Below are 12525 nucleotides of genomic sequence, written 5' to 3' on the forward strand. Positions count from 1 at the left end.
GCTCGTGACCGGGCGCGGGAGGGGGCCCGCGGCCAGGCGGTCCGGGTCACCGGTTCAGCGGGGCGACACCAGGCCGAGCCGGCGCAGCGCGATTCCCGCGGCGCCGATCGCGCCGTCGCCCGCGGGGCGGGGCGGGGCGCCGAACCGCTCGCACAGCCCGGCCCGGACGGCGTCGGCCACCGGCCCGGAGCCCAGTACCGACCCGGCCGTGACGACCGGCGCGGGCCGGCCGTCGAGGGCGGGCCGGACGGCGTCGACCGAGCGCAGCAGCGAGTGGGCCGCCTCGTCGGTGATTCGCCGGGCCACCGGGTCGCCGGCGGTCGCCGCGGCGCAGACCACCGGTCCGAGTTTGCCGAGATCCGCGAGGGGGCGGCCGTGCACTTCCTTGATGATCGCCTGAGCCACCGGGATGGCCGGTGGCGGGGGCTCGCCGGGGTCGTTCCCGGCGGCGCCGACGAGGGCGGGCACCCGCCGGGGCAGCGGTACCCGGGGGGTGGCGGGGCCGAGCAGGGCCCGGGGGACCGACTCGGTCAGCAGGGTCGGCTCGCCGCGGCCGTCGACGGCCGCGAGGGTCGCCCGCACCGCCTCCTTGCCGAGCCAGACGGCGGACCCCTCGTCGCCGACGAGCGGGCCGTAGCCGTCCGCCCGCTGGACGATGACGCCGTCGCGGATCACCGCGGCGCCGGCGCCGGTGCCGGAGAACACCACGATGCCCGCGGGCTCCTGGCTGCCCGCCGCGAAGGCCACCGCGATGTCGGTGACCACCGCGGGCGAGCCGCGCAGGCCGACCGCGTGCCAGGCCTGCCGGGCCGCCGCGACCGCCGCGGGGCGTCCCGCGGAGCCGGCCCCGGCGATGCCGAAGACGCCGTTGAGGATCAGGGAACGGTCCAGATCGCCAATCGCGGACCGTAGGGCCATGGTCAGCGCACCTGAGGTGTCGCCTCCCGAGTTCGGGTTGGCGCCGGGGCCGGTGCCGGAACCGGCGACGGCGCCCCCCAAAGTCAGCACAGTGCAGCGGGTTTTTGTGCCACCCGCGTCGATTCCGATCACGTAAGGACCGGCCAAATGGGTCAACACATGGTGACCGTAGACCTTTACCACGTTGACGAGACATCTAGGACGTAAGAAAATTTCTTCCATGAGGAAACCCGCCGGACAGGAAAAAGGCGGCACGGGGGACACCACCGCATCGAGGGACTCGGCACCGCTGAGCACCGTCGTGCGCGTGCGTTCACTGCTCCCCTCGTTGCCACCAGCCGAACGACGAGTCGCGCAACGCGTCATCGACGACCCCGAGGGGGTCGCCAACTCCACCATCACCGAACTGGCCCACGCCTGCGGCACCTCGGAGACCACGGTCATCAGGTTCTGCCGGGCGATCGGCTTCACCGGCTATCCGGAACTGCGGCTGACCCTCGCGACCGAGGCCGGCCGGGCGCAGAGCGCCGCCGGCGGCCGGGTGATCGGCAGCGACATCAGCCCCGACGACCCGCTCGACCAGATCGTCGAGAAGGTCACCTACGCCGACGCCAGGGCGGTGGAGGAGACCGCCGACCAGCTCGATCTCGACGTCCTGCAGCAGGTGATCGACGCGGTGGTGGGCGCCTCCAGGGTCGATGTCTACGGTGTCGGCGCCAGCGCGTTCGTGGCGCTGGACTTCCAGCAGAAGCTGCACCGCATCGGCCGGGTCTGCGCGGCCTGGTCCGACGCTCACATCATGCTGACCAGCGCCGCCGTGCTCGGGGAAGGCGACGTCGCGCTGGGCATCTCGCACACCGGGGCGACGGTGGAGACGATCGACGCCCTGGCCGTGGCCCGGCAGCACGGGGCGGTCACGGTGGCGCTGACCAACTTCCCCAAGTCGCCCATCGCCGAGGTCGCCGACCTGATCCTGACCACCGCGGCCCGGGAGACCACCTTCCGGTCCGGGGCCACCGCCAGCCGGCTGGCCCAGCTCACGGTGATCGACTGTGTGTTCGTGGGGGTCGCGCAGCAGACCTTCAAGGCGACCAGGGAGGCGCTGGAGGCCACCTACGAGGCGGTCCGTGGCCGGACCGTGCGACCCGACCGGAGGCGTCGGTGATCAACTGCGATCTGCCCACCGAGGCGCGTAACCCCCGGACCTATGACGTGGACACGCTGCCCACCCTGGAGGTGCTGCGGCTGATCAACGACGAGGACGCCACGGTCGCCCGCGCGGTGGCCGCGGTACTCCCGCAGATCGCGCAGGTGGTCGATTTGGCCGTCGACTCGCTGCGCGGCGGCGGCCGGGTGCACTATTTCGGGGCCGGCACGTCCGGCCGGCTGGCGGTGCTCGACGCCGCCGAGCTACCGCCCACGTTCGGCCTGGAGGGCTGTGTCGTGGCCCATCACGCGGGCGGGCCGAGCGCGCTGTCCCGGGCCGTCGAGGGCGTCGAGGACAGCACCGAACTGGGCGCGCGTGACGCGGCGGACGTGCACCGCGGCGACGTGGCGATCGGCATCGCGGCCAGCGGGCGCACCCCGTACGTGGTGGGTGCGCTGCGCACGGCGGCCCGGGCCGGCGCGCACACCGCCCTGATGAGCTGCAATCCGCGGGCCAAGTTCGGTGCGGAGGTCGATGTGCACATCGGCCTGGCCACCGGCCCCGAGGTGATCAGTGGATCGACCCGGATGAAGGCGGGCACCGCCACCAAGCTGGTGCTGAACTCGTTCTCCACCACGCTGATGATCCGGCTGGGACGCACCTATTCCAACCTGATGGTCAGCGTCGACGCCCTCAACGCCAAGCTGCGCACCAGGCTGGTGCGCATCCTGATCGAGGCGACCGGGCTGGACGCGCGCACCTGCGAGGCGGCACTGGCCGAGGCGGGCGGTGACACCCGGGTGGCGCTGGTCTCGCTGCTCGGCGGGGTGCCGGCCGCGGAGGCCGCGGCGACCCTGCGCGCCGCGCACGGGGGCGTCCGCGACGCCCTGCGCCGGCTCAACGGCACGGCCGAACGGGCGGAGGGCGCCTGACGGGAAGCACGCAGGGTCAACCCGCCGCAATAGCGGACAGTGCCTAATTGGTGTGTTCCGGTGATTCCGATTTTCGCCGGGCGGGCGGGGTGCCGCCGCGCACCCGCCCCCCGGGCACCGGAAGGGACCTGTAAGGACATCGCGTACGATTCCCCCCGTGGCGGTGAAAGCGGTTATCACGGACTGGGGCGGGGTGCTCACCTCGCCGCTCAAGGAAGCGATCTTGGCATGGGTGACCGCCGAGCAGATCGACTGGGCGGTGTACCGGACCCTGATGCAGAGCTGGGTGGAGCAGGCCTACGACGGTTCCGGGGCCAACCCCATCCACGGCCTGGAGGACGGCACGCTGGCCCCGGCGGAGTTCGAGCGGCTGCTGGCCGCGGAGCTGTGCACCGTGGACGGCGGCGAGGTCGACTGCACCGGGCTGCTGAGCCGCATGTTCCAGGCGTTCCAGCCGGTCGAGGAGATGTACGACGCGCTGCGGGCCGCCCGCCGTGCGGGGGTGCCGACCGCGCTGCTGTCGAACTCCTGGGGCAACGAGTACCCCCGCGAGCTGTTCGCCGAGCTCTTCGACGCCGTGGTGATCTCCGGCGAGGTCGGGCTGCGCAAGCCCGATGAGCGGATCTTCCGGCACACCGTCGGGCTGCTCGGGCTGGAACCCGCCGAGTGCGTCTTCATCGACGACATCGAGCACAACATCCGGGCGGCCGAGGCGCTCGGCATCGTGGGCCTGCACCACACCGATCCGGCCGTCACCGTCGCCCGGCTGGAGGACATGCTCGGGCTGCCGCTGACCTCCTGAGACACTGCACTACATGCGCGTTTATCTACCGTCGACGCTGCCCGCGCTCGCCCGGGCGCTCGCCACGGGATCGGTCGAGCCGGGCACCGCGTACGCCGTCACCCCCGCCTTGCGCGAGTGGTACGCGGACGGCGACCTGGAGGAGCTGGAGTACGCCGCGCTGACCGCCGCGGCACGGGCCTCGCTCCGGCTGCTGGCCGCCGATCCCGCGGCGCCGCCGCGCCGGGTGGTGCTGGTGGCGGAGGTCCCCGAGGGAACGGTCTCGGGGCGCGGCGAGCCCGGGCCCGATCCGGCCCGGGTCGGGGTGGCCGAGCCGGTGCCCGCCGGAAAGATCGTCGCCGGGCATGTGGACGACGAGGACGCGGCCGATGACGTGCGCGCGGCGGCCGAGGCGCTGCCCGCCGCCGACGCCGGTGACGACGACGCCCGATTCACCGTCGACGGCGCCGAGGGGCACGAGCTGATGTGGTACGCCACCCAGGAGCTGCCGCACCTCGGCTGAGTCATCGCCGTAATGCTCGGGTACGTCCCGAACCAGTACAGAGAATCTTTTTCAGGGAGCGAAATGGACGCCGTGACGAACGTGCCTGCACCGGCGAACGAGCCGGTCAAGGGGTACGCCCCGGGCAGCGCGGAGCGTACCGCGCTGGAGGCCCGGATCAAGGAACTCGGCGACGCCGCCCCGATCGAGCTGACCATGACGATCGGGGGCGAGCAGCGGCTGGGCGGGGGCGAGCCGATCGACGTGGTCCAGCCGCACCGCCACCAGCGGGTGCTGGGCCGGCTCGGCGACGCCACCGACGACGACGTGCGGGCGGCGATCGACGCGGCCCGGGCGGCGGCGCCGGCCTGGCGCGCGCTGTCCTTCGACGACCGGGCCGCGGTCTTCCTCCGGGCGGCCGAACTGCTGGCGGGGCCCTGGCGGGCCACGCTCAACGCCGCGACCGTCCTCGGCCAGTCGAAGTCCCCATACCAGGCGGAGATCGACGCGGCCTGCGAGCTGATCGACTTCTGGCGGTTCAACCCGCACTACGCCCGGCAGCTGATGACGGTCCAGCCGGACTCGGCGCCCGGCGGCTGGAACCGGATGGAGTACCGCCCGCTGGAGGGCTTCGTCCTGGCGATCACGCCGTTCAACTTCACCTCGATCGCCGGCAACCTGCCGACCGCGCCCGCCCTGATGGGCAACACGGTGATCTGGAAGCCGTCGCCGACCCAGCAGTTCTCCGCGCACTTCCTGATGCGGCTGCTGGAGGCGGCGGGCCTGCCGCCCGGTGTGATCAACATGGTCACCGGCGACGGGCGGGCGCTGTCCCGGACGGCGCTGCCCCATCCGGACCTGGCCGGGATCCACTTCACCGGCTCCACCGCCACGTTCCAGCACCTGTGGCGGTCGGTCGGGGAGAACATCGCCGGCTATCGCGCCTACCCCCGGCTGGTCGGCGAGACCGGCGGCAAGGACTTCGTGGTGGCGCACCCCAGCGCCGACCCGGACGTGCTGCGCACCGCGCTGGTCAGGGGGGCCTTCGAGTACCAGGGCCAGAAGTGCTCGGCCGCCTCCCGGGCGTACGTGCCGCGTTCGCTGTGGACCCGGATGCGCGACGACTTCCGGGACACCGTCGAGTCGCTGACCGTGGGAGACGTCGCCGAGGACCTCTCGCTGTTCATGGGCGCGGTGATCGACGAGCGGGCCTTCGCCAAGCACCGTGCCGCGCTGGACCGGGTCACGTCCGCCGGTGGGCTGCGCGTGCTGGCCGGGGGCGGCGCCGACGACTCCGAGGGGTACTTCGTCCGGCCCACCGTGGTGGAGGCCGACGACCCCGAGGACGAGCTGTTCACCACCGAGTACTTCGGGCCGATCCTCGGCGTCCACGTCTACGAGGACGGCGCCTACAACACCATGCTGCGCCAGATGGAGCGCGCGGCGCCGTACGGCCTGACCGGTTCGATCATCGCCCGGGACCAGACCGCGATCGCCGCGGCCGCCGACGAGCTGCGGTTCGCGGCGGGCAACTTCTACATCAACGACAAGCCCACCGGGGCGGTGGTCGGGCAGCAGCCGTTCGGCGGGGCCCGCGCCAGCGGCACCAACGACAAGGCGGGCTCCATCTTCAACCTGATCCGCTGGGTGAACGCGCGGAGCATCAAGGAGACGTTCGTCCCGCCGACGGACCACCGGTATCCGCATATGGGGTCCTGACCACACCAGTCGATCACGATTGCCGTGTATGTCGGAAGGTTGCTTGCGGGGACCGGGCAGCAGGCCCGACGATTAGCACGCCTGCCCCGGAAAGGAACTGAATGACGACGATGCACCGGTTGGTGCTGTGGAATCTCGACCACACCCTGGTCGATGTCGGGCGTGTTACGCGCGAGGCCTACGCCGAGGCGTTCCAGCGGGTCACGGGGCGTCCGCTGGTCCGCCTGGCGCCCACCGCGGGACGCACCGAATCCGAGATCATCTTCGAGACGCTGGCGTTCAACGACGTCGAGACGACCGATGATCACCTGCCGATGTTCATGGCCGAACTCGCCCGGGCGTTCGAGGGGCGCCGGGGCGACGTCCGGGCGCACGGGCGGGTGCTGCCCGGCGCCAAGGAGGCGCTGGCCGCGGTGGGCCGGCTGGGGAACGTCGTGCAGACCGTGCTGACCGGATCCATCCGCGACAACGCGGCGGTCAAGGCCACCGAGCTGGGGCTGGGCAGGTACCTCGACCTGGAGGTCGGCGGGTACGGCTCGGAGGTCTACCCCAAGGGCACCCTGATCGAGCTGGCCCGGACCCGGGCGAGCCAGAAGTACGGCGTTCCGTTCGACGAGTCGGCGGCCTGGCTGCGCGGCGACCGGGTGATCGCCACGATCTACATCGCCGACTCGGCCGCGGACGTGCGGGCGGCCCAGATCGCGCGCTGCCCGATCGTCGCGGTGGCCACCGGCAGCGCGACCGAGACGGAGCTGCGGGACGCCGGAGCGGACGTGGTGCTGCCCACCTTGGGAGACACCGCAACGGTGGTACGGGCTGTGGAGTACTTGACCGGCCGGTCGTAGGCTGACCGGGTGATCAAAGAAGGCACCCTCCTCTGGGAACCGTCCGCGGAAGTCGTCGAGCGTGCCCAGCTCACTCGCTACCTGCGGTGGCTGGCGGAGCGGGGAGTCGAGGCCGGGACGTACGACGAGCTGTGGCGCTGGTCGGTCACCGAGACCGACGCGTTCTGGGACTCGTTGTGGCCGTTCTTCGACGTGCGGGGCGAGCGCGGCACCGGCCCGGTGCGCACCGGCACCGAGATGCCCGGGGTGCGCTGGTTCCCCGGGGCCACGCTGAACTACGCCGGGAACGCGCTGCGCCCCGAGCACGCCGACCGGCTCGCCGTGATCGGGCGCGCCGAGTCCGGCGCGGAGCGGCGGCTGACCTACGGGGAGCTGGCCGCCGAGGTGCGGCGGGTCCGGCGGGCGCTGCACCGGCAGGGCGTGCGGCGCGGCGACCGGGTGGCGGCGTACCTGCCCAACACCCCCGACGCGCTGGTGTTCCTCCTGGCCACGGCCTCGCTGGGGGCCATCTGGTCGTGCTGCTCGCCCGACTTCGGGGCGCCGAGCGTGATCGACCGGTTCTCCCAGATCGAACCGGTCGTGCTGGTCGCGGTGGAGTCCTACGTCTACAACGGGCGGGTCTTCTCCCGCGCCGCCGAGCTGGGCGACATCGTTGCGGCGCTGCCCTCGCTGCGGGCCACGGTGGTGGTGGCCGGCGACCCGAAGGCGGTGCCCGGCGGGCTGGGGTACGAGGAGTTCCTGGCGACCGAGGGCGACGACCCCGACCCGGAGTTCGCGGCGGTGCCGTTCGACCACCCGCTGTGGATCGTGTACTCCTCGGGCACCACCGGGCTGCCCAAGCCGATCGTGCACAGCCACGGCGGGATCGTGCTGGAGCATCTCAAGGCGCTGTCGTTCCACCAGGACATCGGCCCGGGTGACGTGTTCTTCTGGTTCACCACCACCGGCTGGATGATGTGGAACTACCTCGTCGGCGGGCTGTTGCTGGGCGCCACGGTGGTGCTGTACGACGGCGCGCCGACCGGCGACACGGTCTGGCGGGTGGCCGCCGAGACCGGGACGACCTACCTGGGTGTCGGCGTGCCCTACATCCTGGCCTCCGGTAAAGCCGGGCTGACGCCCGGCGCCGACCACGACCTGTCGCGGCTGCGCGGCGTCGGGGCGACCGGGTCGCCGCTGCCGCCCGAGGGGTTCGCCTGGGTGTACGAGGCGGTCGGCGCGGACCTGCTGCTGGGGTCGCTGTCCGGTGGGACGGACGTGTGCACCGGTTTCGTGGGCCCGTCGGTGCTGCTGCCGCTGCGCGCCGGAGTGATCCAGTGCGCCGGCCTGGGCGCGGCCGTGGCGGCCTTCGACGAGGAGGGGCGGCCGCTGGTCGGCGAGGTCGGTGAGCTGGTGCTGACCCGGCCGATGCCGTCGATGCCGGTCTTCTTCTGGAACGACCCGGGGGACGAGCGCTACCAGGACTCCTACTTCTCGGTCTATCCGGGGATCTGGCGGCACGGCGACTGGATCAAGGTCCTGCCGGACGGCGGTTGCGTGATCTACGGCCGTTCGGACTCGACGCTGAACCGGGGCGGCGTCCGGATGGGCACCGCGGACTTCTACCGGGTGGTCGAGGCGTTCGACGAGATCCTCGACAGCCTGGTCATCGACACCGGCCGGCTGGGCAGCGAGGGGCGGCTGCTGCTGTACGTCCAGCTCGCCCCCGGCGCCGAACTGGACGACGACCTGCTGGGCCGGCTGCGGAGCGCGCTGCGTTCTTCCCTGTCGCCGCGGCACGTCCCCGACGAGATCGTCGGGGTGCCGGGCGTGCCCCGCACGCTGTCGGGCAAGAAGCTGGAGATCCCGGTCCGGAAGATCCTGCTCGGCACGCCGGTGGCGGAGGCGGCCAACCCCGACTCGCTGGCCAACCCGGAGGTCCTGTCGGCGTACCGGCCGCTGGAGTGAGCCGCCGATAGTGTGTCGCGATCAAGAAACTTGACATCGAGATAAACTCGGGTGAGGATATCTCTCGATGTCGAGACATGCGGTGTGGGACCCCGTCCAGTACGCGGTGTTCGAGGACGAGCGCGGCCGTCCGTTCGCCGAACTGCTGGCGCGGGTGACGCCCGCCCGCCCCCCGCGCACCGTCGTGGACCTGGGCTGCGGGGACGGCGGTCTCACCGCCACCCTGGCCGGGCGCTGGCCCGGTGCCGCGGTGACCGGCCTCGACTCCTCGGCCGAGATGATCGCCCGGGCGAGGCCCGAGCCGGGGCTGGACTTCACCGTCGGCGACATCGCCGGCTGGCACCCTGACGAGCCTGTCGACGTGATCGTGTCGAACGCCGCGCTGCACTGGGTGCCCGGCCACGCCGGGATGCTGCCCCGCTGGTTCGGCGCGCTCGCCCCGGGTGGAGTGCTCGCCTTCCAGGTGCCCGGCAACCACGCCGCCCCGAGCCACGCCCTGCTGCGCGAGCTGACCGAGGCGCCCCGCTGGCGCGACCGGCTGGCCGGCACGGTCGCCCGGCGGCCGGTCCTCGACCCGGCCGGCTACCTGGACCTGCTGGCGCCGCTGGGCGCCCGGGTCGACGCCTGGGAGACCACCTACGCCCAGGTGCTGCCCGGCCCCGACCCGGTACTCGAATGGGTCAAGGGCACCGCGTTGCGCCCCGTGCTCGCCGCCCTGGACGAGGCCGCGGCCGGAGACTTCCTCGCCGAGTACGCCGGGCTGCTGCGCGAGGCGTACCCGCCGGCCCCGCACGGCACGGTCTTCCCGTTCCGCCGGATCTTCGTGGTGGCCGGCAGATCCCCCTAGACACGGGCGCCGCCCGCCGCCGGGAGAGGCCTCACGTTCCCCTGCGGTGCGCCCTCCGGGCGGCGGGCGGCACCCGCTCGAAACCCCGGCCCCACCACCCCGCGGGCCGGCGACCCCTGAACGCGGCCGTCCGGACGAACTCCGGACGGCCGCCAGGGGTCGGACCTCACCGGGCGATGCCGCCGGGGTAGGGCTGGATCAGCAGTTCGTCCGGGTAGCACCAGGCCCAGTCCTCGCCGGGCTCCGCCGACTCCACCAGCGGGTGGCCGGTGGCCTCGTGGTGCGCGGTGGCGTGCCGCCGCGGCGAGGAGTCACAGCAGCCGACCTGCCCGCAGGTCAGGCACCGGCGCAGATGCACCCAGCGGGTGCCGGCGGACAGGCATTCGGCGCAGCCGTCCGACGTCGCCGCCGGGACCGGGCCGGGCAGGTAGGCCAGATGGGCGCAGGGCGTCATGGGACGGTCCTCCAGGAGGAGCGGGCGGCCGGGGCCGCGGGAACGGGCCGCTCCGGTGACCCGCTGTGCGGGGTCGTGCCGGGCGGAAAACGGGATCGGGACGCCGTTTGTTCCCGGGCGGGTCAGGGCTCGGCCGGGACGTCGTCCGGCTGGTTGCGGCGGGTCTTCCCGGCGGCCTTCTCCTCGCGGGCCGCCGCCTTCTCGCGCTGCCGCTTGAGCCGCAGCAGTTCCTTGCGGCGGCGCCTGGGGTCGAGCGTGGGGCGCTGCTCCAGCCCGGACAGACCGTTCCAGGCCAGGTTGACCAGGTGCGCCGCGACCTCCTCGCGCTGCGGGCGGCGGGCGTCCAGCCACCACTGGCCCGTCAGCGCCACCATGCCGACCAGCATCTGCGCGTACATCGGCGCGCTCCGGTCGTCGTAGTCGTGCCGGCGCAACTCCTCGCCCAGCACGTGCTCGACCCTGCTGGCGATCTCGCTCAGCAGGCTGGCGAAGCTGCCCGTCCCGGTGCCGCCATGCGAGTCGCGTACCAGGATGCGGAAGCCGTCGCTGTTCTCCTCGATGTACTGGAGCAGGCCCAGCGCGGCCCGCTCCAGCTTCTGCCGGTAGTGGCTGCCGCCGGTCAGCGCCTCGCTGACCAGTTCGAGCAGCCGCTCGAACTCGCGGTCGACGACGACCGCGTACAGCCCCTCCTTGCCGCCGAAGTGCTCGTACACCACGGGCTTGGAGACACCGGCCGCCTCGGCGATCGTCTCGACGGAGGTGCCGTCGAAGCCGCGTTCGGCGAACAGGGTGCGGCCGACGCCCAGCAGTTGCTCTCGGCGTTCCTTGCCGGTCATCCGCTTTCTGCGGGACCGGGGAGCGGGTTCTGTCACACCCTAATAATGGCGCTCAACCACGACGTTTCGTGGCCAACCGCTCGGCGTCGGGCCAGCGCACGTCGCTCGCCCAGCCCAGCCGCTCGAAGATCCAGATCAGCCGGGCGCTGCTGTCGATCTGTCCCTTCAGCACGCCGTGCCGGGCGGAGGTCGGGTCGGCGTGGTGCAGGTTGTGCCAGGACTCACCGAAGGACGGGATCGCCAGCCACCAGACGTTCCGGGACCTGTCGCGCACCGAGAAGTCCTCGGTACCGAACGTGTGGCAGATCGAGTTGATCGACCAGGTCACGTGCTGGAGCAGGCCGATCCGGACGAACGACGCCCAGAACAGCGCGGTCAGCGCACCCGTCCAGGACATGGTGATCAGCCCGCCGAGCAGGGCGGGCAGCAGGAACGAGACGGCCACCAGCGCCGGGAACGCCCGGTGCAGCCGGACGATGTCCCGGTCGGCGAGCAGGTCGGGGGCGAACTTCTGCCGGTTGGTGCGCGCACGGTCGAACAGCCAGCCGTAGTGCGCCCAGACCAGGCCCTTGGCCAGTGCCTTCCAGTCGTCGCCGAACCGCCACGGGGAGTGCGGGTCGCCCTCCTTGTCGGAGTACTTGTGGTGCCGTCGGTGGTCGGCCACCCAGTTGATCACCGGTCCCTCGATGGCCAGCGAACCGGCCACCGCCAGCGCGATTCGCAGCGGGCGCCGGGCCTTGAACGAGCCGTGGGTGAAGTACCGGTGGTAGCCCACCGTGATGCCCAGGCCGGAGACGGTGTAGAACACCGCGGCGATGGCGATGTCGACCCAGGTCAGCGCCCAGCCCCAGGCCAGCGGGAGCGCCGCGAGCAGGGCCAGGATCGGAGCCCCGGTGAACAGCGCCACCAGAAGGCGTTTGGCCCGGCTGGAGCGATCGACTTGGACGTCGGGCCGTGCCGGAACACGGGGCGTGGATTCGAGGACAGGGGCAGAAGGCACCGATGCCCCCCTCTCAGCAGTAGGTGATACTTACGCCACCGTAACCTACGGTTCCGTAAGTTGGACAGAGTCGCCCCGGTGAATTCGGGAAGAACCCGCCGGGCCGCGTCCGATATCCAGACAAAAGGGGTGAACCCGCACAACGCCTGCCGGGCTCGCCGAGTTTCCGGTACCCCCGAGGAAAAGCTCCGAACGTTCCCCCAGGAGATCCCATGCCACCGGCCCCCGAGAAGCGCCGCGCGCCCGCCTGACCGGGGTGCGAGGCACTAATCGAAGTGTCGTCCCGGCGCGCGGGTCGGTATCGTTGGCCTTGCTTGCCGGGTGAGGGCCCGGCGCGCGCGATCCGCCGTGGCGTAATTGGAAACGCAGCTGGTTTTGGTCCAGAAGATTCCAGGTTCGAGTCCTGGCGGCGGAGCCACACCTGAGTCACCCCTCGTGCGGTCGTGTCGGGGACCTCGTGACAGGGCGCCGGAGTCGTGCGCGGCCAACGGGCGGTATCCTTCGGTGGTCGGGTGAGTGACGGCCTGCCGCCGAAGACGTCTTCGCAGGTCATGACCTTGTTGGGCGGGCTGCCGGCGTCCTGCGTCCTGAACTGCA

At 72.2% G+C, this 12525-nt stretch carries 12 protein-coding genes and 1 tRNA gene; 9 read left to right on the plus strand and 4 right to left on the minus strand.

The window, feature by feature from the left end:
* Positions 1-54: 54 nt before the first annotated feature.
* Positions 55-1101 carry an N-acetylglucosamine kinase gene (locus DPM19_RS15105; protein ID WP_325050244.1) on the minus strand — a complete coding sequence of 349 codons (1047 nt, stop codon included), beginning with the start codon at positions 1099-1101 and terminating at the stop codon, positions 55-57.
* Between the two features lie 37 nt (positions 1102-1138).
* On the opposite strand from DPM19_RS15105, the gene DPM19_RS15110 reads away from it, so the two are divergent.
* The 8 genes from DPM19_RS15110 to DPM19_RS15145 all read left to right on the plus strand — a co-directional run bounded on the left by DPM19_RS15110 (position 1139) and on the right by DPM19_RS15145 (position 9638).
* Positions 1139-2083, plus strand: a complete 945-nt coding sequence (locus tag DPM19_RS15110) for a MurR/RpiR family transcriptional regulator (RefSeq protein ID WP_111867875.1) — start codon at positions 1139-1141, stop codon at positions 2081-2083.
* Positions 2080-2997: an N-acetylmuramic acid 6-phosphate etherase gene (gene murQ / locus DPM19_RS15115; RefSeq protein ID WP_111867877.1), complete on the plus strand. Its 918-nt coding sequence runs from the start codon at positions 2080-2082 to the stop codon at positions 2995-2997. The genes DPM19_RS15110 and murQ overlap by 4 nt, the downstream gene beginning before the upstream one ends.
* 157 nt (positions 2998-3154) lie before the next feature.
* The gene (locus DPM19_RS15120; RefSeq protein ID WP_233510168.1) at positions 3155-3799 is read left to right on the plus strand and encodes an HAD family hydrolase; all 645 of its coding nucleotides are present in this window, start codon (positions 3155-3157) and stop codon (positions 3797-3799) included.
* 13 nt (positions 3800-3812) lie between these two features.
* A complete protein-coding gene (locus DPM19_RS15125; RefSeq protein WP_111867880.1) occupies positions 3813-4301 on the plus strand; it encodes a DUF6912 family protein in 489 nt (162 codons plus the stop codon).
* Positions 4302-4364: 63 nt separating this feature from the next.
* Positions 4365-5999, plus strand: coding sequence for an L-glutamate gamma-semialdehyde dehydrogenase (pruA, locus tag DPM19_RS15130; RefSeq protein ID WP_111867883.1), 1635 nt, complete (start codon positions 4365-4367; stop codon positions 5997-5999).
* A gap of 101 nt (positions 6000-6100) precedes the next feature.
* On the plus strand, positions 6101-6844 hold the full coding sequence (locus DPM19_RS15135) for an HAD family hydrolase (protein WP_111867885.1): 744 nt from the start codon (positions 6101-6103) through the stop codon (positions 6842-6844).
* Between the two features lie 9 nt (positions 6845-6853).
* Positions 6854-8791, plus strand: a complete 1938-nt coding sequence (locus DPM19_RS15140) for an acetoacetate--CoA ligase (RefSeq protein WP_111867888.1) — start codon at positions 6854-6856, stop codon at positions 8789-8791.
* Between the two features lie 67 nt (positions 8792-8858).
* Positions 8859-9638 (plus strand): trans-aconitate 2-methyltransferase, encoded by a 780-nt coding sequence (locus DPM19_RS15145; RefSeq protein WP_111867891.1) that lies wholly within the window; start codon positions 8859-8861, stop codon positions 9636-9638.
* Positions 9639-9804: 166 nt separating this feature from the next.
* On the opposite strand, the gene DPM19_RS15150 is transcribed toward DPM19_RS15145, so the two are convergent.
* The 3 genes from DPM19_RS15150 to DPM19_RS15160 form a co-directional block, all read right to left on the minus strand.
* The gene (locus DPM19_RS15150) at positions 9805-10092 is read right to left on the minus strand and encodes a UBP-type zinc finger domain-containing protein (RefSeq protein WP_111867894.1); all 288 of its coding nucleotides are present in this window, start codon (positions 10090-10092) and stop codon (positions 9805-9807) included.
* Between the two features lie 122 nt (positions 10093-10214).
* Positions 10215-10928 (minus strand): TetR/AcrR family transcriptional regulator, encoded by a 714-nt coding sequence (locus tag DPM19_RS15155; protein ID WP_111867897.1) that lies wholly within the window; start codon positions 10926-10928, stop codon positions 10215-10217.
* 52 nt (positions 10929-10980) lie between these two features.
* Positions 10981-11928, minus strand: coding sequence for an acyl-CoA desaturase (locus DPM19_RS15160; protein ID WP_111867899.1), 948 nt, complete (start codon positions 11926-11928; stop codon positions 10981-10983).
* A 342-nt stretch (positions 11929-12270) separates the two neighbouring features.
* Between DPM19_RS15160 and DPM19_RS15165 the strand changes: the two genes are divergently transcribed.
* Positions 12271-12346: transfer RNA gene (locus DPM19_RS15165), tRNA-Gln, on the plus strand.
* Positions 12347-12525: the final 179 nt, after the last annotated feature.

Origin of the sequence: Actinomadura craniellae (assembly GCF_003289645.1) — a bacterium.
Taxonomy (GTDB): Bacteria; Actinomycetota; Actinomycetes; order Streptosporangiales; family Streptosporangiaceae; genus Actinomadura_D; species Actinomadura_D craniellae.